The organism is Hydrogenophaga sp. NFH-34 (genome assembly GCF_021401345.1).
Taxonomy (GTDB): domain Bacteria; phylum Pseudomonadota; class Gammaproteobacteria; order Burkholderiales; family Burkholderiaceae_C; genus Hydrogenophaga; species Hydrogenophaga electricum.
The window spans coordinates 136,357-159,047 of record NZ_JACBGE010000009.1; the positions used below are offsets into that span (position 1 = coordinate 136,357).

A 22,691-nucleotide genomic window follows, 5' to 3' on the forward strand; every position below is an offset into this window, starting at 1 on the left:
CGCCGGTGGGCGCCCGTTTTTTCAGGCCGCGGCCGACACCGGCCCGGCGGCGGTGCGCCGCACCCGGCGCACATTGAAGGCGCTGGCGATCAGCACCGCCTGCACCACGGCCAGCCCGAGCAGCACGGCGGTGTACTGGCCATGGTCCATCAGGCGGCCGAAGATCAGCGGCGTCGCCGCCTGGCCGATGTCCAGCCCGGAATAGACCACCCCGTACACGCGGCCGGTGGCGTTTTCGGGCGTGGAGCGTTTGACCAGCAGATCGCGCGACGGCCCGGCGATGCCCGAGGCAAAACCCATCAGCGCAAACAGCACCGGCACGGCCATCACCGGCAGATCGGCCAGCGCCAGGGTCAGCGCCATCACCGCGGCGATGCCGAAAGCCACGCCCACGATGCGTTCGCAGCGCGAAGGATCGGCCGCCAGGAAGCCGCCCAGCACCATGCCGCCAGCGGCCGACACCATGTAGGCCGTCAGGCAGACCGCGCCCAGCGCCAGCGGCACACCGTGCAGGTGGCGCGCCGCTTCCGGGGCAAAGGCCTGCACCACGCTGATCACCATGGCGTAGAAAAAGAAGAACCCGAAGCACATCCACACCGCCGGGATGCGCAGGAAAGCAAATCCGCTGTCGGCCGGCTGCGCGCCCTGGGCCCCGGTGGCGGGGGCCGGACGCGCGGCGGGCAGTGCCAGCCAGTCGCGGCGCCACCAGACCACCACCAGCACCACCAGCGCCACGACGCCGGCCGCCGCCAGCGCCACACGCCACGAAAAGGCCAGGGTCAGCGGCACCACCAGGGCCGGCGCCGCCGCCCAGCCCAGGCTGCCGGTGATGCCGTGCACGCTGTAGGCGTGGCCCAGCCTGGAAGCGCTGACCTTGCGGTTGATCAGCGTGTAGTCCACCGGGTGGAAGACCCCGTTGCCCACCCCGGCCACCATCGCAAACACCGCCAGCATCCAGTAGCTGGTGCTCAGGGCATAGCCGAATGCCGCCACCGCCAGCAGCCCCAGCCCGGCGAACAGGATGGGACGCGGCCCATGCCGGTCGACCAGGAAGCCGGACGCCGTCTGCACCACGCAGGAGACGATGAAGAACAGCGTCATCAGAAAACCCAGCTGGGTGTAGCTGACCTGGAAGGCGTCCTTCAGCCAGGGGAACAGCGGCGCCAGCAGCAACTGGGAAAAGTGGCTGATCAGGTGGGCGATGCCGATGAGGGAAATCACGCCCGCGTCCTGCTTCAGGGGCACGAGCGGGGTCGGGGAAAGGCTTGCGGTGCTCATGGCCGGTACTGTAGTATCGGCCGCGATTGCAGGTATGCGACAGTACGACAATATTTAGCGAATTCCCGACAACCTCATGGCCTTGCCCCGCCAGCCGCACCGGGTACCGGTCGGTGACACCGACGGCTTTGAACCCACCCCCACCCGACCGGTGCGGGTGCGCGCGCGCCATCTGCCCATCGACACGCATTTCGTGCCGCACCGCCACCTGTGGGCGCAACTGGCCTATTGCGCCAGCGGCATGCTCCAGGTGGTGGCCGCCCGCGGGCTCGATGCCAGCGACGAGGTCACCTACATCGTGCCGCCCTCCCGCGCGGTGTGGATCGCCCCCGGCGTGCGCCATGCCGCGCTGGCGCTGGAAGCGGCCGACTTCCGCACGCTGTACCTGCACCCCGACGTCAGCCCGCCGGGCTGGTCCACCTGCCGGATGATCGTGGTCAGCGACCTGCTGCGCGAACTCATTCCCGCGCTCGACCAGGCCGGCGGCCAGCCCGCGCGCGAGCAGGCCCTGACCCTGCTGGTGCTCGACGAGATCGCCCGCGCCGATACCCAGCCCCTGGGGGTGCCGATGCCGCACCCGGAAACCGGCGACAAGCGCCTGCGCACCCTGTGCGAAGCCGTGCTCCACGAGCCCGGCGACCGCGCTACGCTGGCCGAATGGGCCGGCAGCGTGGGCGCCAGCGAACGCACGCTGGCGCGCCTGTTCCGGGCCGAGCTCGGGCTCAGCTACCCACAATGGCGCCAGCAGGCCGTGCTCGCGCACGCCTTGCCGCTGCTGGCCCGGGGCCTGCCGGTGGGCGAAGTGGCGCGGCGCTGCGGTTATGCCAGCGACAGCGCGTTCAGTGCCATGTTCCGCACCGCCCTGGGCCAGTCGCCCACCCACTTCGGCCCACGCGCCCGTTCCACGGCCGACTGACGCGGGCGGAACGGAGACGCACGGCCCCGCCTCAGGCGCGGGACGGCAGCACCTCCAGCACCCGCTCCTTGGGCCGGCACAGCCGCGTGCCCAGCGGGGTCACCACGATGGGGCGCTCCACCAGCACCGGGTGCGCCACCATGGCCTGCAGCAGGGTCTCATCGTCCACCCCGGGGCGGTCCAGCCCCAGCTCGCCAGCGAGATCGCCCTTGGTGCGCAGCACCGCACGCGGCCCGAGACCCATCGCCTGCAGCAGACTGCTGAGCTGCTCGCGGGTGTAAGGCGTCTTCAGGTATTCGACCACCTGCGGCTCGAAACCCGCGTCGCGGATCATGGCCAGCACCTGGCGCGACGTGCTGCAGGCGGGGTTGTGAAAGAGGGTGATGGACGGCGTGGTCATGACAGAAAAGTAACAGATGGAAACGAAGGCCTGGTGCGTCAAGCGGGCGTCACAACAGGCCCATATCTTGCTGGTCATCCGGGCGAAAGCCCGATCCGCCCCGCATCATGCCCCCCGTTGAACGCTTCGCCAAAACACCCCAGGCCTGGGAGGCCCTGTCCCACCCCCACGTCATCGGCCGCAAGGCCTATGCGCTGCTGCTCATGGCCAACGGCCGGCGCAGCATGCGCGAACTCTCGCGCCTGCTCGACCACGACGTCACCGAACTCGCCCACGAGTTGCAAGGCCAGGGCTTCCTGCACAAGATCGCCATCGGGGAAGACGAGCCCACGGGCGCCACAGGCTGACACTCGGCAGGCCGCGCCGCGGTTCAGAACAGGCGGCGCAGCACGCTCATGAAGCGGTCGAAGCGCTCGCCGTATGGCGGGTAGACCACCTGCCCCAGCGCCCAGTGCGACTGGATCAGCACCGGCTTCTCCTGCGTGAAACGCCGGAATCCGGTCTCGCCGTGGTAGGCGCCCCAGCCGCTGTCGCCCACCCCGCCGAAGGGCAGGTTCGGGTGCACGATGTGCATCAGCGTGTCGTTGACCGACACGCCGCCGCTGACCGTGCGCGCCAGCACCCGGTCGCGTGCGGCGGTGTCGGTGCCGAACCAGTACAGCGCCAGCGGCCGTGGCCGCGCGTTGATGAAGGCGATGGCTTCGTCGGCGCTGTCGCAAGGCAGCACCGGCAGCACCGGGCCGAAGATCTCTTCGTCCATCAGCCGCAGGCCAGCCGCCGGCGGGTCGAACACCAGCACCGGCGCCATCTGCCGCGGGCCGCCGTCAGGCGGCGCCTCCGCCAGCGGCACCACGCGCGCGCCCGCCGCCTGCGCTTCGGCCACCAGGGCGTGCAGACGCTCAAGATGGCGCGGGGTGACGATGGCCGCATAGTCGGCATTGCCGGCGATGCGGGGGAACAGGCGCTGCACCGCCGCCCGCAAGGCCTGTTCAAAAGCCGCCTCGCGCCCGCGCGGCAGCAGCACGTAATCGGGAGCGATGCAGGTCTGCCCGCCGTTGAGCAGCTTGCCGTGCGCGATCTTCAGGGCCGCATCGGCCAGATCGGCCGATGCGTCGACGATGCAGGGCGATTTGCCGCCCAGCTCCAGCGTCGTGGGTGTCAGGTTCGCGGCGGCGGCCATCGCCACCTGGCGCCCGACGGCGGTTGAGCCTGTGAAGAACAGGTGATCGAAGGGCAAGGCGGCAAACGCCCGGGCCACGTCGGCGCCGCCCTGCACCACCGCCATTTCGTCGGCCGCAAACCCGGCCTGCACGGCCTCGGCCAGCACCGCCGACGTGCGGGGCGTGATCTCGCTCGGCTTGATCATCACGCGGTTGCCCGCCGCCAGGGCCGCGGCTGCCGGCCCCAGGGTCAACTGGATGGGGTAGTTCCAGGGCCCGATGACGCCCACCACGCCGAGCGGCTGGCGCTGCAGCAGCCCCCGGGCAGGCCACAGATAGGCCGGCGTGGGCACGCGCCGCGGCGCCATCCAGCGCGACAGGCGGCGCTGCAGGTGCACCAGCTCGGCCCGCAGGACGAACAGGTCGGCCACCTCGGTCAGGCGGTGCGACCGCGCACCGAAGTCGGCCTGCACCGCGTCGGCCAGGGCCGGGCCGTGTTGGTGAATCAGGGCCTGCAGGCGCTGCAGGCGGTCGCGCCGCAACGCCTGCGGCACGTCGATCTGTGCCCGGCTGGCCTGGTGCTGGGCATCAAAGAGCGCTTGGGGGGAAAGGGGGGAAAGCGGCATGGAACGCGGGAATGTCTTCAGTCGGCCAGGGCCACGGCATCGTGCCGCGGGGCGCCGCGCGGCGCGGCCTGGACCACGGTTTCCAGGGCCTTCTTCACCACCGGCCGGCTGGCCACCGGCCGCAGCCAGCGCCCGCTCAGCAGCTTTTCGCAGCTGCGGCGCGTCATGGTGTGGGAACGGCCCCCACGGCTGGTGAACAGGAACAGGTTGCGGTTCGTGCCGACCCAGACGAGTTGCGCCCGCAGCCATTCCCCCCCCGAATGCAGGTCCGCCCAGCCGCCGACCTGAAGCGCCGACAACAGGTCGGCCAGGGCTTCGGGCGGCATCGGCGCCGGGGTTTCCGCCCCCTCGGCCGGACTGCGGTCTTCGACCCCGGCCTCTTCCGTGCCGGGCACCGGCATCGGGTCGAGGCCGGCGGACGCCCGTTCGCGCTGGCCGATCCAGGGCTGCTCGGGGGGTTGGGGTTTCTGCTGTTCGGGCGTGGCCGCAGCCAGCAGGGTGCTGTCGTCGCCCTCGCCGATGTCCAGCGGCGTCCGCCCGGAGGACCCGGCGTGGTCGGCCTGGGCACGAATCCGGCGCAGCTTGAGCGCGGGCTCGTGCAGCTTGAGCAGCGCATCAAAAAAGGTCTGGGTCTCTTCGGGGGGCTTGCCCAGCATGTCCAGGCCCCGGCGCAGCGTCTGCAACATGCTCGGCACGATGTCGAACAGCTGGCGCGGCTGGCGCAGGGTCACTTCGCGGCGCGTGCTCCAGAGCAGGTCGCCAATGACCTTGCGGAAGCCAAAAGGGTCTTCGCCCGCTTCGGGGTGACTCAGTTGCGCCCCGGCGATGACGAGCGACCACGACCCGTAGAGGAAGTCGAGCACGATGCCCGGCACGTTGTAGAGATCGGGGCGGTGGCTGATTTCCCAGGCGATCTGGTTGGCCAGTTCCTGGCGCGCCTCGGCCAACTGCAGCGCGTCGCGCTGGCGTTTCTGGCGCTCTTCGCCCTCGGCATCGGCCGCCGACCAGTGGGCCTGCAACGACGACAGCGCCTGCGCAAAAGGGGCCGGCTCCGGCGAAGCGGCGTCATTGAGCGCCACCACCTGCGCGCGCACGGGCTCGAAGAACGCGTCGAAATCGGTGGCGAATTCGTCGTTGTAGCGGAAGCTGCGCTGGGCCACGCTCTCGATCAGCCGGCGTGCCGGGTGGTCGTCCTGCCCGAAGTAGCGCGGCTCGGTCATCGCCAGGCGCAGCAGCGCCGGCTCCATCGCCACCACGGCTTCGCGCACGGGCGCCAGCAGCAGCGGATCGCGGGCGACCTGGTCGACCAGCTTGCGCACCACGTCCAGCCCCAAGGCCTGCGACACCTGGTCCGCCTGGTGCTTGAGCTCCAGCAGCACCCGCGCGCGTTCGTGCGGCGCCGCGTAGACCCCCCAGCGCTCGGCACTCAGCGGCGAGGCCCCATGCACCTGGCGTGCCGGGCGCTCGACCACCGGCAGGTCGCGGTACCGGGTGCGCTCGCGTTCGATCGCCCCTTCGTCCAGCGGTGGCCGTGCCGCATGACCGTCCACGCGGGCCAGCTCGTGACGCACCTGCTCGTAATAGCCGTTGTCGAGCGGGGCATCGAAAGCCTCACCCTCACCCGCCAGGAAAGCCCGCATCACCTCGTGCCGCAGCGGCGTCTGTTCCCGCGCCAGATCCCCCATGCGGAAATCGGCCGCGGGCGGCGTCGCCGTGCCCGCCGGCGCGGCAGACACGCTCCCCCAGCGGCTCGCCGAGGTTTCGCCGTCGTCCTCCGGCATCCCGTCCTGGGCCAGCGGGGACGGCCTGGACGGCGCCCCATCGGCCACCAGCCGGATGCGGTAGCCGGCTTCCTGCACATGGGCGTTCTGCAGCATCAGCGCCACGCGCTCGTACAGCGTGCACAGCTCGCGCGCCAGCGGCGGGGCCACGTGCTGCAGCCACAGCGTGCGCACGGGTGCGTCGCTTTCGCGCTCGGACATCAGGTCGCGCAGCGTGCGCACGAACACCGAAGGCCGGATGGGGTTCTTCTCGACGTGCACGGTCTCCAGCCCGATGAGCGAACTCATGCGGGCGTCCACCATCGCCAGCGCCTGCTCCACCACCGGCATCAGCGCCTGCTGCAGGCGAACGGCTTCGAGCGACTCGTTCACCGCGTTGTCGTCCACGAGGGCCAGAAAGGACGACCCCGACAGCGGCGCTGGCACCGACAGCGAAGACCCGCCATCACCCTGGCGGAAAGCCTGCGCCAACCGGTCGGGGTATTGCGCCACGAGGGCATCGCGCTGCTGTTGCAGGCGCCACCAGGCGTTGGCCACCCGCTCGCGTTCGGCCACCTCCCGGCCCTGGTTCTCGGCCTGCTGGAGGCTGGCAATGGCCACGTCGATGCAACGCCCGGACAAGGGTCCGGCCTCGTGCACCACACAGGCAAAACATTGTTCGAGCAGGGACGAATCGGCCGGCATGGCAGAGGCAGACGGGAGGGACAGCGGCGGGGAGAAAACCCTTCGCGTTATACCCCCACCACCGGTCCGCCATCGGTCAAAGTGCCGCCTGCATGGCCACCGTGAGGCACCCACGCGCCCTTTAATTGCAACCGTTTGTGTCTTTTAAATCCAAAGCAAACAGGCTGAGAGCCGCAGGCGCCCCGAGGGCGCCTGCGCTCAGGGCAGCACGATCGGCTCGCCGAACTCGAACACCCCCGGGTTGCGCACCGGATCGACGCCGACCGGAATGGCCGACTTCGGCGGGTACCGGCCCTCCAGCAGCAGCTTCGAGAGCGGGTTTTCGATGCGCTGCTGGATCGCGCGCTTGAGCGGCCGCGCACCAAACACCGGGTCGAAGCCGACCTTGGCCAGCTCGGCCATGGCCGCCGGCGCCACGTCCAGCCGCAGGTCCATCTTCTGCAGACGGGCCTGCAGCGCCTTGAGCTGGATGCCCGCAATCGCTTCGATGTGCTGCGCGTCGAGGCCGTGGAACACCACCGTCTCGTCGATGCGGTTCAGGAACTCGGGCCGGAAGTGCTGTTTCAGCTCGCCCCAGACCGCGTCCTTCACGTCCTCATACGGCTCGCCCACCATCGCCTGGATCAGGTGCGAGCCGATGTTGCTGGTCATGACGATGACCGTGTTCTTGAAGTCCACGGTGCGGCCTTGGCCATCGGTCAGGCGACCGTCGTCCAGCACCTGCAGCAGCACGTTGAACACGTCCGGGTGGGCTTTTTCCACCTCATCGAGCAGCAGCACGCTGTAGGGCTTGCGGCGCACGGCTTCCGTCAGGTAGCCGCCCTCCTCGTAGCCCACGTAGCCGGGCGGCGCGCCGATCAGGCGGGCCACCGAGTGCTTCTCCATGAATTCGCTCATGTCGATGCGCACCAAGTGCTCTTCGCTGTCGAACAGGAAGCCGGCCAGCGCCTTGCACAGCTCGGTCTTGCCCACGCCGGTGGGGCCCAGGAACAGGAAGGAGCCGGTCGGCCGATTCGGGTCGGACAGGCCCGAGCGCGAGCGGCGGATGGCGTTGGCCACGGCGGCAATCGCTTCGTCCTGGCCCACCACACGCTCGTGCAGCTTGGCCTCCATCTGCAAGAGCTTGTCTTTTTCGCCCTGCATCATCTTGGCCACCGGAATGCTCGTGGCGCGGCTCACCACTTCGGCGATTTCTTCCGCGCCCACCTGGGTGCGCAGCAGCTTGGGACAGCTGCCGCTGGCGCCCTGCCCGGCTTCCTTGTCCTGCGCCTCCTTGAGCTGCTTTTCCAGCTCCGGCAGCTTGCCGTACTGCAGCTCGGCGACCTTGTTGAAGTCGCCCTTGCGCTTGAGTTCCTCGATCTGCAGCTTGAGCTTTTCGATCGCCTCGCGCACCTGCGCACTGCCCTGGGCCTGGGCCTTTTCGGCCTTCCAGATCTCTTCCAGGTCGGCCGCTTCCTTCTGCAGCTCGGCGATTTCCTCGTCGATCAGCGCCAGGCGCTTCTGCGAGGCCTCGTCGGTCTCCTTCTTCATGGCCTCGCGCTCGATCTTGAGCTGGATCAGCCGGCGGTCGAGCTTGTCCATGACCTCGGGCTTGGAGTCGATCTCGATCTTGATCTTGGCCGCCGCCTCGTCGATCAGGTCGATGGCCTTGTCGGGCAAGAAGCGGTCGGTGATGTAGCGGTGGCTGAGTTCGGCCGCAGCCACGATGGCCGGGTCGGTGATGTCCACGCCGTGGTGCACCTCGTACTTCTCCTGCAGGCCGCGCAGGATGGCGATGGTCTGTTCCACCGTGGGTTCGTCGACCAGCACCTTCTGGAAGCGGCGCTCCAGCGCGGCGTCCTTCTCGATGTACTTGCGGTATTCGTCGAGCGTGGTCGCGCCGATGCAGTGCAGCTCGCCGCGCGCGAGCGCCGGCTTGAGCATGTTGCCGGCGTCGATGGCGCCTTCGGCCTTGCCCGCACCGACCATGGTGTGGATCTCGTCGATGAAAAGAATGATGCGGCCCTCGTCCTGCGCCACTTCCTTGAGCACGGACTTCAGGCGCTCCTCGAACTCGCCCCGGTACTTGGCGCCGGCCAGCAGGCCCGCCATGTCGAGCACCAGCACCTTCTTTTCACGCAGGGTTTCGGGCACTTCGCCATTGACGATGCGCTGCGCCAGGCCTTCGACGATGGCGGTCTTGCCGACGCCGGGTTCGCCGATCAGCACCGGGTTGTTCTTGCTACGGCGCTGCAGCACCTGGATCGCGCGACGGATCTCGTCGTCGCGGCCGATCACCGGGTCCAGCTTGCCCTGGCGGGCGCGCTCGGTGAGGTCCAGCGTGTACTTCTTGAGCGCCTCGCGCTGGCTTTCACCTTCGGGCGAATCCATGGTCTGGCCGCCGCGCACGGCGGCGATGGCAGCTTCCAGGCTCTTGCGGCTCAGACCGTTTTCGTTGGCGATGCGGCCGATCTCGCCCTTGTGGTCGGCCACGGCGAGCAGGAACAGTTCGCTGGCGATGAAAGCGTCCCCGCGCTTGATGGCTTCCTTTTCGGTGGCCTGCAGCAGCTTGACCAGATCCGGGCTGGGCTGCACCTGATCCTGCCCCTGCACCTCGGGCAGGCGGCTGACGGCGTCTTCAGTCGCCTTGCTCAGGCCAGGCACGTTGACGCCTGCGCGCTGCAGCAGCGACTTCGGGCCATCGGTCTGGCGCAGCATGGCCAGCAGCAGGTGGGCCGGTTCGATGTAGGCGTGGTCCTTGCCCAGCGCCAGGCTCTGGGCTTCTCCCAGGGCTTCCTGGAATTTGGTGGTGAGTTTGTCGATGCGCATGGAAAGTGGCTCCCGAAAGCTTGAACTGACGCTTAGGTGGCACTGGTGGCCGCCATTTCAAGACCCGCTTCGCGCGAGGTCAAGCGGGTTTGACGCAGCGCAAGCACCGGCCCATCGGCACGCAGCGCGGCCTGACGCTCGGCCTCTCAGGCCGCACGCCAGTAGGCGTAGGTCCAGGCGGTGGCCATGCGGGCGCGTCGGTACAGCGCCAGGGCTGCGTCGTTGCCCGCATCGACCTGGAGAAAGGCCCGTTCGATGCCACGCCGCCGGGCCTCTTCGGCCATCACGCGGATCAACCGACCCGCCAGACCGCGGCCCCGCTGGCCCGCCGCCGTGCGCAACCCGTGCAGGCTCAGCCAACCCTGGGCATAACACGCCGCACCGCAGGCCAGCGTCTGCCCGCCTTCGCGCAGGCTGGCAAACAGGGTGCCATCGGCGCGGGCCAGCGCCCGCGAGCGGCAGGCACCATCGACCGGATCCAACCCTTCGCCCAGATACATCGCCATCCAGGCCGCGTCGGGGCGCGTGGACAGGCTCGCCCCGGCGGTATCGGGTGCCAGCGCGATCAGGCCGTCGAGCGCGCCGACCTGGGTGAATGTGGGTTGCCGGCGGTGATAGCCCCCCACCGCCAGCAGGCGGCGCCAGGTCTCGAAACTGGGCAGATCGGGCAGCCGGAACACCGGCGCCAGCCCGGCCACGCGATAACGATCGGCCAGCAAGCCGATCAGGGCCGGGTCGTGCGCGCCGTGGTGCAGCGGTACGGCGCTGTGGGCTCGGCCGATGGTGCCGGGGTCCAGCGGTAGCAACCAGCCCGGCAGGCTGTCCAGGCGCTCGGGTGCCACGGCGGCCAGCGTCGCCCGCTCGATGGCCTCGATGTCGCCTGGCGGCAGCGACGGCGCGCCGGCCGGCTCAGCCATTGCGGCTTTCGATGCCCCAGCGGGCCAGCGCCGCGTCGTCGCTCACGCGCGCATCGACCCAGCGCGCGCCCTCGGGCGTCTGCTCCTTCTTCCAGAAAGGCGCCTGGGTCTTGAGGTAGTCCATCAGGAATTCGCAGGCCTGGAAGCTTTCGCCACGGTGCGCCGAGGTCACCGCCACCAGCACGATCTGGTCGAGCGGCTGCAGCAGGCCGACGCGGTGGATCACGCGCACGCCCCGGATGTCGAAGCGGGCAAAGGCCTCAGCCGCCATCGCCTCGATGGCCTTTTCGGTCATGCCCGGGTAGTGCTCCAGTTCCAGGGACAACACCGATGGGGTCGCCTGCCCGGCCAGGCCGGTCGCGCCGTTGCGGTCGCGCACCGTGCCGACAAACGCGCAGACCGCCCCCACGCCCGGGTCGCCCGCACGCAGCGCCGCCACCTCGTCGTCGAGGCTGAAGTCGGCCGTCTGCACAGAGACGCGGGTCGGGTGCGGCAAGGGCGTGGGGGCATCGGACATGGCAACGATTGTGGCAGAGGGCCCGCTATACTGCGCGCCATGGCTCGCCCCGATCACCGTCCCTTCGCCTCCCGGGTTTCGCCCCGGGGCACGGGTCTGGCCGTGGCCGCCAAAGCCAAAAAACTGCAGCTCATTTGACCGGAGCTGTGGCTCCGTGCTCGGATGAGCGACGGAGCCTCTCCCCCAGCCGGCACACCCGACCTCCTTCGTCCACGGTTCCTTCTCGGTCCCAACGGATAGGAATCTGCCCGTGTCTGCTTCTGCCTCTGCTCCCGCTCCTTTGTTCCAGGGTCTCTGGATTCCCCTCGTCACCCCGCTGCGCGAAGGCCGCATCGACCATGACGCCGCGGCGCGGCTCACCCGGCGCCTGTGCGCCGATGGCATCGCCGGCCTCGTGGTCTGTGGTTCGACCGGCGAGGCCGCCGCGCTCGACGCCGATGAACAATTGGCCCTGCTCGACACGGTGACCGAGGCCGCGAGCGGCCTGCCTGTGGTGATGGGCCTGTCGGGCTACCACCTGCCCGACACCTTGCAATGGGTGCGCACCCTGGCACGGCGGCCGCTGGCCGGCCTGCTGGTGCCCGCGCCCCACTACATCCGGCCGGGCCAGGCCGGCGCCCTGCACTGGTTCCAGGCGATTGCCGATGCCACTGCCGCGCCGCTGATCGTCTACGACATTCCGTACCGCACCGGCGCTGTGCTGGAGCGCGACACGCTGCTGACACTGGCCGCGCACCCGAACATCCGCGCCATCAAGGACTGCGGTGGCGACGCGGCCAAGACCCAGGCGTTCATCGCCGACGGCCGGCTCGACGTGCTGGCCGGCGAAGACATCCAGTTGTTCAGCACCGTGGCCCTGGGCGGCCGCGGCGCCATCGCGGCCAGCGCCCATCTGGCCACGGCGGCATTCGCCCGGGTGATCGCCCTGTTGCAGGCCGGCGAGCTGGCCGCTGCACGGGCGCTGTGGCAGCCCCTGCTGCCGCTGGTGGAAGCGGCCTTCGCACAGCCGAACCCCGGTCCGGTCAAGGCCTGGCTGGCCGAGCGCGGCGAGATCGGTGCCGAACTCCGGCCGCCCATGATGCCGCCGTCGGCCGCCTGGCGCGCCCAATCGCTGAACCTGCCAGCCAGGCTGGCGGCGGCACGCGGCGGCTGAGCCGCCGTCAGCCGCCGGTCACGGGCGGAAAGAACGCCACTTCGGCGTTCTCGCCCAGGGGAGCCGTTTCGTCGACCATGGCCTGGTTCAGGGCCATGCGCACCGCGCGGTGCCGGGCGAGCACGTCGGCGTGCGCACCGCCCCGCGCGATCAGCTCGTCGCGCAATGCGGCCAGCGTGGCGGCACCGGTCTGCACGGTTTCGCTGCCGGCGCCGATCGCTTCGCGGATGGCGGCGAAATAGCGCACCTGGACCGTCTTCATGCCAGCAACTCCGCCAGGGGCAGGTAGTCCACCAGATCACCGTGGGCGATGGTGGCACCGGCCGGGTTGTCCACCAGCCCATCGGCCCAGACGGTCGACGTCAGCACGCCGGAGTTCTGGTTGGGAAACAGCTCCAGCCCGCCCTGCGCGTTGCGCCGCACACGCAGGAATTCGCGGCGGCGGTCGGCGCGGGGCAGATCGAAATGCGCCGGCACCCGCAAGGGCCGCAGCGTCGCCTGCCACAGCGCTGCCTCGGCACCCTGCAACTTGAGCAGGAAAGGCCGCACCAGCAGCAGAAAGGTGACGAAACTGGACACCGGATTGCCAGGCAGCCCCATGAAGTGGCAGGGCTTGGCCGCATCTGCCCCGGCGCCGGCATCCCGTCGCACCGTGCCGTAGGCAAAGGGCTTGCCCGGTTTCATGGCGACCTGCCACAAGTCCAGGCTGCCCAGCGCCTGCACCGCCGGCTTGATGTGATCCTCCTCGCCCACCGAAACCCCGCCGCTGGTGAGGATCAGGTCGTGGTGATCGGCGGCCGACTTGAGCGCCGCGAGCGTGAGATCGCGCCGGTCGGGCACGATGCCCAGGTCGCTGACTTCGCAGCCCAGGCGCTCCAGCAGCACGCGCAGGAAAAAGCGGTTGCTGTTGTAGATGGTTCCTGGCTTCATCTGCTCGGGCGGCACGTCGCCCGGCATCACGAGTTCATCGCCGGTGGAGAACAGCGCCACGCGCGGCCGGGCGAATACGCGCAGTTGCGCGCGCCCGATCCCGGCAGCCAGGCCGAGGCTGGTGGCGCCCAGGCGGGTGCCGCACCGCAGCACCACGGCACCCCGTGTCACGTCCTCGCCAGCCTGGCGAACCCACTGGCCGGCCCGCGGCACGGCATCGATGTGCACCGCGTGCAGATCACCGCCGACCTCGCGCGTGTCCTCCTGCATCACGATGGCGTCGGCACCGGGCGGCACGGGCGCACCGGTGAAGATGCGGGCACATGTGCCGGGCTGCAGCACCACGGCCGCATGCCCGGCCGCAACACGCTGCGAAATGGGCAGCACCACCCCGGCTTCGGTCACATCGGCCACACGCACCGCGTAGCCGTCCATGGCCGAGTTGTCCTGCGGCGGCACGTGCAGCGCCGACACCAGGTCTTCGGCCAGCACACGGCCGTCGGCCTGCACCGTGGCCAGGGTTTCGGTGGTGTCGATGGGCACCACGCGCGCCAGCAGGTCGGCCAGCACGGTGTCCAGGGCCATCAGCGGACGGCGGGCTTTTTCAACGGGGGCAGTCTGGTTCATAGGTTCGGCATCGGTCTCCGGGCGATCCGACAGGCGATGGGTCGCCGGGTGCGGCCCATCGCTCCCTGCCTCCTCTTCAGAGGTAGGCTTCAGGGACGTATTCGAAGCGATCCCCATTCTCCACCAGCCAGGCGGCAAGCGCGGCGGGCTGGTTCAGATCCAGCACCGGACGCAAGGTGGTTGCTGGCAGGGCTTCCGGGGCGTCGGTGGCGATCGCGGCGATGAACGGGTTGTCCGGGTACTGCGCAGGCTGGCCGGTTTCAGCACGCCAGACCTCGATCTTGAGCAGGTTGCTGTGCTTGTAGCCTTCGACCAGCACCCAGTCCACGCCGGGATGCAGCACACGCAGCAGATCGTGCACCGTCAGGTCGGTGGGTTGCTCGAACTCGCGCTGCAGCGCCATGCGGCGGTCGGAGGCGGCCACCACCTCGTAGGCCCCGGCCTGGCGATGGCGCCAGGTGTCCTTGCCCGGGTAATCGATGTCGAACGCGTGGTGCGCGTGTTTGACCACCGACACGCGCAAGCCGTGCGCCTTCAGAGCCGGAATGAGCTGCTCCGCCAGCGTGGTTTTGCCCGCACCGGAGAAACCGGCCAACCCGACAACCTTCACCGCAGGCTCCTCAGGCGTGGCAGTGGTCGCCGATGTAGCGCTTGACGGCCGCCACGTCGGCGCGCATGACCTGCACCCGCTTGGGCAGCGCCTCGATGCCCTCGAATTTCGCCGGCCGTTCGGGGTCGCGCCCCAGCGCTTCACGGATGGTTTCGGCAAACTTGATCGGCAGTGCGGTCTCCAGGACCACGACGGTTTCGCCGGGCTGGCGCCGCTCACGGGCCACCTTCACGCCATCGGCGGTGTGCGTGTCGATCATGACGCCGAAGCGCTCGAAGGTGTCCTGGATCGTCGCCAGGCGGTCGGCGTGCGTGCTCTTGCCGCTGACGAAGCCGTAACGGCTGGCGGCCTGGGCAAACAGCGGGTCGGTGCCGAGATCGAAACGGCCTTGCTGGTGCAGCCCGTCGTCGAACAGCTGTTTCGTGCGCGCGGCATCGCGGCCGAGCAGGTCGAACACGAAGCGCTCGAAATTGCTGGCCTTGGAGATGTCCATGGACGGGCTGGACGTCTCGTAGGTGTCGGCGCTGCCGCGCACGCGGTAAGTGCCGGTGCGGAAGAACTCGTCGAGCACGTCGTTCTCGTTGGTCGCGACGATCAGGCGGCCGATCGGCAAGCCCATCTGGCGTGCCACATGGCCGGCGCAGACGTTGCCGAAGTTGCCCGAAGGCACGGCGAAGCTCACCTTTTGATCGTTGGACCTCGTGGCATAGAAATAGCCGGCGAAGTAGTACACCACCTGGGCCAGCAGACGGGCCCAGTTGATCGAATTGACGGTCCCGATCTTGTACTGGCGCTTGAAGTCCAGGTCGTTGGACACCGCCTTGACGATGTCCTGGCAGTCGTCGAACACGCCTTCGACGGCGATGTTGTGGATGTTGGCGTCCATCAGGCTGAACATCTGTGCCTGCTGGAACGGGCTCATGCGCCCGTGCGGGCTGAGCATGAACACGCGCACACCCTGTTTGCCCCGCATGGCGTATTCGGCCGCGCTGCCGGTGTCGCCGCTGGTGGCCCCCAGGATGTTCAACTCGGCCCCACGGCGCCCCAGTTCGTATTCGAACAGGTTGCCCAGCAACTGCATGGCCATGTCCTTGAAGGCCAGTGTGGGGCCGTTGGACAGGGCTTCCAGACTGAAGCCGTCTTCCAGCTTCGTCAGCGGCACGATGGCTGCCGAACCGAACACCTCGGCGGTGTAGGTCCGCGCGCAGATCGCTTTCAGGTCGGCCGCCGGAATGTCGTCGATGTAGAGCGACAGCACCTCGAACGCCAGCGCAGCGTAACCCTGGTCGGCCAGCACGGCGCGCCAGCGCGCCAGCGTGGCGGCATCGACCTGCGGATACACCTCGGGCAGGTACAGGCCACCGTCCGGCGCCAGGCCTTCGAGCAGGATTTCGCAAAAGCGCTTGCGATCCGGGTGACCGCGGGTCGACAGGTACAGCATCTCAGTTCAACTCTTCCTTGCGGATGCGGGTGATCGGCGCCAGCACGCTGGGCAGCCCCTGCATTTGCGCAATCACGTCGTTCATGGTGCCCTCGCGCGTCTCGTGCGTGAGGATGATCAGGTCGGTGGAGGTGGCGCCTTCGCCGCCCACTTCGTCGGCTTCGCGCTGCAACACCGCATCGATGCTCACACCGGCGCCGGCCAGCAGGCCCGTCACCTGGGCCAGCACGCCGGCCTGGTCGGCCACGCGCAGACGCAGGTAGTAGCTGGTCACGACCTCGCTCATGGGCAGCACGGCCACGTCGCTCATGGCATCGGGCTGGAAGGCCAGGTGCGGCACGCGGTGGTGCGGGTCGGCCGTGTGCAGGCGGGTGATGTCCACCAGGTCGGCGATCACGGCCGAGGCGGTGGGCTCGCTACCGGCGCCCTTGCCGTAGTACAGCGTGGTGCCGACGGCGTCCCCGTTCACCACCACCGCATTCATCGCGCCCTCGACATTGGCGATCAGACGCTTGGCCGGCACCAGGCTGGGGTGCACGCGCAGCTCCACGCCTTGCGCCGTGCGCTTGGTGATGCCCAGCAGCTTGATGCGGTAGCCCAGTTGCTCGGCGTAGCGGATATCGACCGCGCCCAGCTTGGTGATGCCTTCCACATAGGCCTTGTCGAACTGCACCGGGATGCCGAAAGCGATGGCGCTCATCAGCGTGGCCTTGTGCGCAGCATCCACGCCTTCGATGTCGAAGGTCGGATCGGCTTCGGCATAGCCCAGACGTTGCGCCTCTTTCAGCACCACGTCGAAATCCAGACCCTTGTCGCGCATCTCGGACAGGATGAAGTTGGTGGTGCCGTTGATGATGCCGGCGATCCACTGGATGCGGTTGGCGGTCAGGCCCTCGCGCAGCGCTTTGATGATGGGAATGCCACCGGCCACGGCGGCTTCGAACGCCACCATCACGCCCTTGGCCGACGCCGCCGCGAAGATTTCGGTGCCGTGCACCGCCAGCAACGCCTTGTTGGCGGTGACCACGTGCTTGCCAGCGGCAATGGCTTCGAGCACCAGGGCCTTGGCGATGCCGTAGCCGCCGATCAGCTCGATCACGATGTCGATGTCGGGGTTGGCAATGACCTGGCGGGCGTCGTTCACCACCTGCACATCGGGGCCCACGAGGGACTGGGCGCGGGCCACATCCAGGTCGGCCACCATGGTGATCTGAATGCCACGGCCGGCGCGGCGCTGGATCTCTTCCTGGTTGCGCTGGAGCACGTTGAACGTGCCGCTGCCCACGGTGCCAATGCCCAGCAGGCCTACTTGGATCGGTTTCATGCTTGACTCATCCACTCTGACGTTGGAAGTCCGCGTCGGACTCCGGAAAAAACGATATTAGGGCTGCACCGGCCAGGCATTCATGCCCTGGGTGCGACCCATTGATGCCTGCGGCGGCTCAGGTGCCGTGGCGCGCCCGCCATTGCTCCAGGAACTTCGCAAGCCGGCCGATGGCCTCGCGCAGATCGTCCTCGTGCGGCAGGAAAACGATGCGGAAGTGCTGGTTGTCCGGGTAGTTGAAGCCCGAGCCCTGCACCAGCATCACGCGCGTGGCGCGCAGCACCTCCATGAAGAACTGGCGATCGTCGGCAATCGGGTACATCACCGGGTCGAGCCGCGGAAACATGTACAGCGCCGCCTTGGGCTTGACGCACGTCACCCCGGGAATCGCGGTGATCAGTTCATAGGCCAGATCGCGCTGGCGACGCAGGCGCCCCCCTTCGCGAATCAGGTCGTTGATGCTCTGGTAGCCGCCCAGCGCGGTCTGGATGGCGTACTGGCCCGGGACATTGGAGCCCAGCTTCATGTTGGCCAGCATGTTGATGCCTTCGATGTACTCCTTGGCGACCGTCTTGTCGCCCGAGATCACCATCCAGCCGGCGCGGTAGCCGCAGGCGCGGTAGGCCTTGGACAGCGAGTTGAAGGTCAGCGTCAGCACATCGGTCGACAGGCTGCCCATGGCCGTGTGCGTGGCGCCCTCATAGAGCACCTTGTCGTACACCTCGTCGGCCATCAGCACCAGACCGTGCTCGCGCGCAATCTGCACCAGCCCCCGCAGCAGCTCGTCGCTGTAGAGCGCACCGGTCGGGTTGTTGGGGTTGATGACCACCAGACCCTTGGTCTGCGGCGTGATCTTGCGGCGGATGTCGTCCAGATCGGGCATCCAGCCGTTGTCCTCGTTGCAGCGGTAGTGCACCGGCTTGCCGCCCGAAAGGCTCGTGGCTGCCGTCCACAGCGGATAGTCGGGCGCGGGCACGAGCAGTTCGTCCCCATCGTCCAGCAAGGCGTTGAGCGCCATCGCGATCAGTTCACTGGCGCCATTGCCCAGGTAGATATCGTCCAGCGTGACGCCCGCAATCCCCTGCTGCTGGGTGTAATGCATCACCGCCTTGCGAGCGGCAAAAATCCCCTTGCTGTCCGAATAGCCCGCCGAATTCGGCAGATTGCGGATCATGTCCTGCTGGATCTCTTCGGGCGCATCAAACCCGAACGGCGCCAGGTTGCCAATGTTCAGCTTGATGATCTTCTGGCCCTCGTCCTCCATCTGCTTGGCCGCGTCCACGATCGGTCCTCGGACGTCGTAGAGCACATTGGCCAGCTTGGCGGACTTCTGGATCGTTTTCAAGGATGCCTCCGGGGGAATGCGGCAGGATAAGACCGGACACCGGGGCAGGCGCTATATTCCGCCCACCCGCAGGAAAACCTGCCATTTGACCACAGAACGCGGCCGCCAATGGCGCCGCCGCCCTTCCATGAAACTGCACGCCGACCACCCCGAAGCCCACAGCATCACCGCCTACGGTGACGGCTGGATCACCGTCAACGGCCAGCGTCATGAGCAAAGTCTGGTGATCGGAGCGACTTCGGGCGTTGCACCGTGGGCTTGCCAGCGTTTCGAAGATCTGGAAGCCGCGCACTTTGATCAGCTGTTGGCCCATGCGCCGGAGCCCCCCGAACTGGTGCTGCTGGGCAGCGGCCGGCGCCTTCGTTTCGTGCACCCCCGGTTGCTGCAAGGCTTGCTGGGGCGACGCATCGGCGTCGAGACCATGGACACCGCCGCCGCCTGCCGCACCTTCAACATCCTCGCCGGCGAAGGCCGGCGCGTGCTCGCCGCCCTGCTGGTCGAGCCCTGACCCGCCGCGAGTGCGCCGGCACGACCCCGGCAGGAAGGCGGTTGCTGCTGCCACGTTCGGGCAGCCACCCCAAACAGGGTAAAATAGGCGATTGTTTCCAGCGCCGGCTTCCGTCACATGGCCCAGCACCATGCGTGGCCGGCGGCAGCCACCGCAGTGTGCCGGGAAGCCAACGAATCACCACCATCTTCACGCAGGGGTCCACGCAGCATGGCAGTCGTTGTCAACAAACCCATTCCCGAATTCGAAGCGCAAGCCACCGGCGGCATCAAAGTGAGCAACCAGTCTCACCTGGGCCAGACCGTGGTGCTGTACTTCTACCCCAAGGACAACACGCCCGGATGCACGACCGAGGCCATGCAGTTCCGCGACAAGTACAAGGACTTCGTCAAGGCCGGCGCCCAGGTGTTCGGCGTTTCGCGCGACAACATGAAGTCGCACGACGACTTCAAGGCCAAGCTGGAACTGCCTTTCGAACTGGTTGCCGACACCGAAGAGAAAATGTGCCACATGTTCGGCGTGGTCAAGAACAAGATCATGTACGGCAAGAAGGTCAAAGGCATCGAACGCAGCACCTTCCTGATCGGACCGGACGGCGTGCTCAAGCACGAATGGCGCGGCCTGAAGGTGCCGGGCCACGTGGAAGAAGTGCTCAAGGCTGTCAAGGCCCTCAAAAAGGCCGCCTGAAACGGTACTTTGCCCCGTTCCGCCCGGCCCGACCGTCCGCAAAATGCCGTCACCGGGCTCGTGCATAATGGGTTCATGACCCCAGGACATCGTCCCCACCGTCTGAACTCCACCCAACCGACTGCGTCTCCCGCAGCCCCGAAAGCCGCCCGGTCTTCCTGGCGGCTTTTTGTTTTCACGCCCCTGCGCTGATACTGCCCATGCCCCTGCCTCCCGCCCCCTCCAAACGCGCGGCCCTCCTCTCCCCCGATGCCTACGATTTCAAATCCACGTCGCCTGTTGCGGAGTTGCTGACGGCGCCGCCTTCCACCCCGGCGCCTGAAGCGCGCCCTTCCGAGACAGCCCCGGCCAAGAACACCCGGTCGCGCACCGCTCAGGCGCCCCGCAAGCGCCCGGTCAAGGCCGTGCCCGCCCAGGAAGCGGCGCCGCCAACCCCGGTGATCGAGACCTCTCTGCCGGTGACGGCGCCCGCAGCGCCAACACCCACCCCGGTCAAGGCGCCCGTGACAGCGACACGCCGCCCGAGCCGGGCCGGCAGCACCGGCCCCCGCCGCCTGTTCGTGCTCGATACCAACGTGCTCCTGCACGATCCGACCAGCCTGTTCCGCTTCGAGGAACACGACATCTTCCTGCCCATGATCGTGCTGGAAGAGCTGGACGGCCACAAGAAGGGCATGACGGAAGTCGCCCGCAACGGTCGGCAGACCAGCCGATCGCTGGATGCGCTGGCCGCCCAGGCTGGTGGGGACATGACCAAAGGCCTGCCGCTTTCGGGCACGGGACACCAGGCTGCGCGCGGCCTGCTGTTCTTCCAGACCGAAACGCTGGTTGACGAACTGCCCGCCAGCCTGCCGCAAGGCAAGGCCGACAACCAGATCCTGGGCGTTGTGTATGCGCTGCGCCAGAAATACCCCGAGCGTGAAGTCATCCTGGTGTCGAAAGACATCAACATGCGCGTCAAGGCCCGCGCACTGGGGCTGACCGCCGAAGACTACGAAAACGACAAGACGCTGGACGATGGTGAGCTGCTCTACGCCGGTTCGCTGGCGCTGCCGCAAGACTTCTGGACCCGCCAGAGCAAGACCATCGAAAGCTGGCAGAGCGGCAGCCACACCTTCTACCGGGTCAGCGGCCCGGCGGTGGGTCAGTTCCACATCAACCAGTTCGTCTATTTCGAAGCCCCGGGCGAACCTTCGCTCTATGCCCGGGTGACCGAGATCCGCGACAAGACCGCGGTACTCAAGACACTCAAGGACTACACACACCTGAAGAACGCGGTCTGGGGCGTGACCAGCCGCAACCGCGAGCAGAACTTCGCGCTCAACCTGCTGATGGATCCGGAAATCGACTTCGTCACGCTCGCCGGTACCGCCGGCACCGGCAAGACCTTGATGGCCCTGGCCTCCGGCCTGACGCAGGTACTCGACGACCGCCGCTACACCGAGATCATCATGACCCGCGCCACCGTGAGCGTGGGCGAGGACATCGGCTTCCTCCCCGGCACCGAAGAAGAAAAGATGGGCCCCTGGATGGGCGCGCTCGACGACAACCTGGAGTTCCTGGCCAAGGGCGACGGTGGCAATGCGGGCGAATGGGGGCGCGCCGCGACCAACGAACTCATCCGCAGCCGGATCAAGGTCAAGAGCATGAACTTCATGCGTGGGCGCACGTTCATGAACAAGTACATCATCATCGACGAAGCGCAGAACCTGACGCCCAAGCAGATGAAGACCCTGATCACCCGCGCCGGCCCGGGCACCAAGATCATCTGCATGGGCAACCTCGCGCAGATCGACACCCCCTACCTGACCGAAGGCTCCTCCGGCCTGACCTTTGCCGTGGACCGTTTCAAGGGCTGGCCGCATGGTGGCCACATCACGCTGGCCCGTGGTGAGCGCTCGCGGCTGGCCGACTTCGCCAGCGAAGTGCTCTGACCAACCCGTGCAGACGCTGCTGGAGGCTTGGCGACACACCAGCGAAGGGGGCCCCGGCGCGCTGATCCTCCCCGACGGCTGCCAGGACCTGATCGGTACCCGCCGGCCCGGCGAGGCCACGCGGTGGTTCCTGGCACCGCTGGCCGACCAAGCCTACCTCGCCACCGCTTCGCCAGGCCAGCAATACCGTGGCTACCGCCTGCGGCCCGGGGTGACGCTGGAAGCCGGGCGCCTGCTCGCCCGGATGCATGGCCACGATCTCGGTGACGAGGGATTCGCCGAGCAAGTATTGGCCGAACACACCGCGCTGATGGGCTCCGTGGCCTCTGCCCTGGAAGCCATCGCCCAAAGCGCGGACCTGCGCCAGGCGCAGCGCCTCCTGGGGGTCTCGGAGCGCAGCCTGCAACGCCTGCTGAGCACCCGCTCTGGGCGCCCGCCGCTCTACTGGCACCGGCTGGCCCGCTGGCGACGCACATTGCGGCTGCTGGAAACCGATGCCCCGCTGGCCGAGATTGCGGCCGAAGCGGGCTATGCCGATCAGGCCCACATGAACCTGGAATGCCGTCGTTGGGCAGGGTTGAGCCCCCTCAGGCTGCGCCAACGCCCCGAGCTGCTGGCGCTGGGCCACGCATCAGGACACGGCTGAGGCACCGCCCCAGGCTCAGCCCATGGGCGTGCACAGCTCCACCCAGAACCCGTCCGGGTCGGCCACGTAGGCCACTGTCTGCCCCCAGGGCATCTCTTCGGGCGCCTGGATCAGTTGCGCCCCCGCCGACACGGCCCGTTCGAGCGCGGCAGGCACGTCCTCCGTGGTCAGGGCGATTTCAAAACAGGGACGCATCCGGTCGGGTGCGCCGGGCGTCTTGCCTTGTGACGCCAGCAGCGAATGGGCGCAGAACGCGAGCGCCGTGCTGCCGGTGGCCAACGTGGCAAAGTCGCCCGCCTCGTCCACAAAAGACGGTGCCAGCCCGAAGGCCTGGCCATAGAACGCCACGGATCGCCGGACGTCCGGCACATAGAGAATGGTGTAGCCCAGTTGCATGTC

The 22,691-nt window shown here is 68.2% G+C and carries 21 protein-coding genes; 7 read left to right on the forward strand and 14 right to left on the reverse strand.

The genetic code is table 11. From position 1 onward, the window contains the following. Positions 1-21 precede the first annotated feature (21 nt). A complete protein-coding gene (locus L0977_RS10610) occupies positions 22-1,278 on the reverse strand; it encodes an MFS transporter (protein WP_234264833.1) in 1,257 nt (418 codons plus the stop codon). A 76-nt stretch (positions 1,279-1,354) separates the two neighbouring features. Between L0977_RS10610 and L0977_RS10615 the strand changes: the two genes are divergently transcribed. Next, positions 1,355-2,194, forward strand: coding sequence for an AraC family transcriptional regulator (locus L0977_RS10615; protein ID WP_234264834.1), 840 nt, complete (start codon positions 1,355-1,357; stop codon positions 2,192-2,194). 31 nt (positions 2,195-2,225) lie between these two features. Here L0977_RS10615 and arsC read toward each other — a convergent pair whose 3' ends face one another. Beyond that, a complete protein-coding gene (arsC, locus tag L0977_RS10620) occupies positions 2,226-2,594 on the reverse strand; it encodes an arsenate reductase (glutaredoxin) (RefSeq protein WP_234264835.1) in 369 nt (122 codons plus the stop codon). Between the two features lie 107 nt (positions 2,595-2,701). Between arsC and L0977_RS10625 the strand changes: the two genes are divergently transcribed. Next, the gene (locus tag L0977_RS10625) at positions 2,702-2,941 is read left to right on the forward strand and encodes a hypothetical protein (protein WP_234264836.1); all 240 of its coding nucleotides are present in this window, start codon (positions 2,702-2,704) and stop codon (positions 2,939-2,941) included. Positions 2,942-2,964: 23 nt separating this feature from the next. Here the strand turns inward: L0977_RS10625 and L0977_RS10630 are convergent, their stop codons facing one another. The 5 genes from L0977_RS10630 to L0977_RS10650 form a co-directional block, all read right to left on the reverse strand. Continuing rightward, a complete protein-coding gene (locus L0977_RS10630; protein ID WP_234264837.1) occupies positions 2,965-4,380 on the reverse strand; it encodes a coniferyl aldehyde dehydrogenase in 1,416 nt (471 codons plus the stop codon). A gap of 17 nt (positions 4,381-4,397) precedes the next feature. Then, positions 4,398-6,845 carry a DUF1631 family protein gene (locus tag L0977_RS10635; RefSeq protein WP_234264838.1) on the reverse strand — a complete coding sequence of 816 codons (2,448 nt, stop codon included), beginning with the start codon at positions 6,843-6,845 and terminating at the stop codon, positions 4,398-4,400. A gap of 198 nt (positions 6,846-7,043) precedes the next feature. After that, on the reverse strand, positions 7,044-9,653 hold the full coding sequence (clpB, locus tag L0977_RS10640) for an ATP-dependent chaperone ClpB (RefSeq protein WP_234264839.1): 2,610 nt from the start codon (positions 9,651-9,653) through the stop codon (positions 7,044-7,046). Positions 9,654-9,799: 146 nt separating this feature from the next. Further along, positions 9,800-10,570 carry a GNAT family N-acetyltransferase gene (locus tag L0977_RS10645; protein WP_234264840.1) on the reverse strand — a complete coding sequence of 257 codons (771 nt, stop codon included), beginning with the start codon at positions 10,568-10,570 and terminating at the stop codon, positions 9,800-9,802. Beyond that, on the reverse strand, positions 10,563-11,087 hold the full coding sequence (locus L0977_RS10650; RefSeq protein WP_234264841.1) for a molybdenum cofactor biosynthesis protein MoaE: 525 nt from the start codon (positions 11,085-11,087) through the stop codon (positions 10,563-10,565). Before L0977_RS10650 ends, L0977_RS10645 begins: the two co-directional genes overlap by 8 nt. 250 nt (positions 11,088-11,337) lie before the next feature. Here L0977_RS10650 and dapA point away from each other — a divergent pair, with 250 nt between their 5' ends. Next, on the forward strand, positions 11,338-12,240 hold the full coding sequence (gene dapA / locus L0977_RS10655; RefSeq protein WP_234264842.1) for a 4-hydroxy-tetrahydrodipicolinate synthase: 903 nt from the start codon (positions 11,338-11,340) through the stop codon (positions 12,238-12,240). 7 nt (positions 12,241-12,247) lie between these two features. Here the strand turns inward: dapA and moaD are convergent, their stop codons facing one another. The 6 genes from moaD to L0977_RS10685 all read right to left on the reverse strand — a co-directional run bounded on the left by moaD (position 12,248) and on the right by L0977_RS10685 (position 18,517). Then, positions 12,248-12,502, reverse strand: coding sequence for a molybdopterin converting factor subunit 1 (gene moaD / locus L0977_RS10660; RefSeq protein WP_234264843.1), 255 nt, complete (start codon positions 12,500-12,502; stop codon positions 12,248-12,250). Beyond that, a complete protein-coding gene (locus tag L0977_RS10665) occupies positions 12,499-13,797 on the reverse strand; it encodes a molybdopterin molybdotransferase MoeA (RefSeq protein ID WP_234264844.1) in 1,299 nt (432 codons plus the stop codon). Before L0977_RS10665 ends, moaD begins: the two co-directional genes overlap by 4 nt. 76 nt (positions 13,798-13,873) lie before the next feature. After that, positions 13,874-14,407, reverse strand: coding sequence for a molybdopterin-guanine dinucleotide biosynthesis protein B (mobB, locus tag L0977_RS10670; RefSeq protein WP_234264845.1), 534 nt, complete (start codon positions 14,405-14,407; stop codon positions 13,874-13,876). A 10-nt stretch (positions 14,408-14,417) separates the two neighbouring features. After that, a complete protein-coding gene (gene thrC / locus L0977_RS10675; RefSeq protein WP_234264846.1) occupies positions 14,418-15,848 on the reverse strand; it encodes a threonine synthase in 1,431 nt (476 codons plus the stop codon). Between the two features lies 1 nt (position 15,849). Then, entirely contained in the window at positions 15,850-17,172 is a 1,323-nt protein-coding gene (locus tag L0977_RS10680) for a homoserine dehydrogenase (protein WP_234264847.1), read from the reverse strand. 118 nt (positions 17,173-17,290) lie between these two features. Further along, positions 17,291-18,517 carry a pyridoxal phosphate-dependent aminotransferase gene (locus L0977_RS10685; protein ID WP_234264848.1) on the reverse strand — a complete coding sequence of 409 codons (1,227 nt, stop codon included), beginning with the start codon at positions 18,515-18,517 and terminating at the stop codon, positions 17,291-17,293. A 127-nt stretch (positions 18,518-18,644) separates the two neighbouring features. On the opposite strand from L0977_RS10685, the gene L0977_RS10690 reads away from it, so the two are divergent. The 4 genes from L0977_RS10690 to L0977_RS10705 all read left to right on the forward strand — a co-directional run bounded on the left by L0977_RS10690 (position 18,645) and on the right by L0977_RS10705 (position 22,292). After that, positions 18,645-19,025: an Mth938-like domain-containing protein gene (locus L0977_RS10690; protein WP_234264849.1), complete on the forward strand. Its 381-nt coding sequence runs from the start codon at positions 18,645-18,647 to the stop codon at positions 19,023-19,025. A 210-nt stretch (positions 19,026-19,235) separates the two neighbouring features. Beyond that, on the forward strand, positions 19,236-19,712 hold the full coding sequence (locus tag L0977_RS10695; RefSeq protein WP_234264850.1) for a peroxiredoxin: 477 nt from the start codon (positions 19,236-19,238) through the stop codon (positions 19,710-19,712). 200 nt (positions 19,713-19,912) lie between these two features. Then, positions 19,913-21,646: a PhoH family protein gene (locus tag L0977_RS10700; protein WP_234264851.1), complete on the forward strand. Its 1,734-nt coding sequence runs from the start codon at positions 19,913-19,915 to the stop codon at positions 21,644-21,646. A 7-nt stretch (positions 21,647-21,653) separates the two neighbouring features. Continuing rightward, on the forward strand, positions 21,654-22,292 hold the full coding sequence (locus L0977_RS10705; protein ID WP_234264852.1) for an AraC family transcriptional regulator: 639 nt from the start codon (positions 21,654-21,656) through the stop codon (positions 22,290-22,292). 15 nt (positions 22,293-22,307) lie between these two features. Here L0977_RS10705 and L0977_RS10710 read toward each other — a convergent pair whose 3' ends face one another. Then, positions 22,308-22,688 (reverse strand): VOC family protein, encoded by a 381-nt coding sequence (locus L0977_RS10710; protein WP_234264853.1) that lies wholly within the window; start codon positions 22,686-22,688, stop codon positions 22,308-22,310. Positions 22,689-22,691 lie beyond the last annotated feature (3 nt).

Bases quoted from the DNA above. Each gene is read 5' to 3' on its own strand.
- L0977_RS10630 (WP_234264837.1), bottom strand. From the start codon at position 4,380: ATGCCGCTTTCCCCCCTTTCCCCCCAAGCGCTCTTTGATGCCCAGCAC.
- clpB (WP_234264839.1), bottom strand. From the start codon at position 9,653: ATGCGCATCGACAAACTCACCACCAAATTCCAGGAAGCCCTGGGAGAA.
- L0977_RS10625 (WP_234264836.1), top strand. From the start codon at position 2,702: ATGCCCCCCGTTGAACGCTTCGCCAAAACACCCCAGGCCTGGGAGGCC.
- L0977_RS10645 (WP_234264840.1), bottom strand. From the start codon at position 10,570: ATGGCTGAGCCGGCCGGCGCGCCGTCGCTGCCGCCAGGCGACATCGAG.
- L0977_RS10665 (WP_234264844.1), bottom strand. From the start codon at position 13,797: ATGAACCAGACTGCCCCCGTTGAAAAAGCCCGCCGTCCGCTGATGGCC.
- L0977_RS10710 (WP_234264853.1), bottom strand. From the start codon at position 22,688: ATGCAACTGGGCTACACCATTCTCTATGTGCCGGACGTCCGGCGATCC.
- L0977_RS10700 (WP_234264851.1), top strand. From the start codon at position 19,913: ATGCCCCTGCCTCCCGCCCCCTCCAAACGCGCGGCCCTCCTCTCCCCC.
- L0977_RS10635 (WP_234264838.1), bottom strand. From the start codon at position 6,845: ATGCCGGCCGATTCGTCCCTGCTCGAACAATGTTTTGCCTGTGTGGTG.
- moaD (WP_234264843.1), bottom strand. From the start codon at position 12,502: ATGAAGACGGTCCAGGTGCGCTATTTCGCCGCCATCCGCGAAGCGATC.
- arsC (WP_234264835.1), bottom strand. From the start codon at position 2,594: ATGACCACGCCGTCCATCACCCTCTTTCACAACCCCGCCTGCAGCACG.
- L0977_RS10690 (WP_234264849.1), top strand. From the start codon at position 18,645: ATGAAACTGCACGCCGACCACCCCGAAGCCCACAGCATCACCGCCTAC.
- L0977_RS10615 (WP_234264834.1), top strand. From the start codon at position 1,355: ATGGCCTTGCCCCGCCAGCCGCACCGGGTACCGGTCGGTGACACCGAC.
- L0977_RS10610 (WP_234264833.1), bottom strand. From the start codon at position 1,278: ATGAGCACCGCAAGCCTTTCCCCGACCCCGCTCGTGCCCCTGAAGCAG.
- thrC (WP_234264846.1), bottom strand. From the start codon at position 15,848: ATGCTGTACCTGTCGACCCGCGGTCACCCGGATCGCAAGCGCTTTTGC.
- L0977_RS10680 (WP_234264847.1), bottom strand. From the start codon at position 17,172: ATGAAACCGATCCAAGTAGGCCTGCTGGGCATTGGCACCGTGGGCAGC.
- L0977_RS10695 (WP_234264850.1), top strand. From the start codon at position 19,236: ATGGCAGTCGTTGTCAACAAACCCATTCCCGAATTCGAAGCGCAAGCC.
- L0977_RS10650 (WP_234264841.1), bottom strand. From the start codon at position 11,087: ATGTCCGATGCCCCCACGCCCTTGCCGCACCCGACCCGCGTCTCTGTG.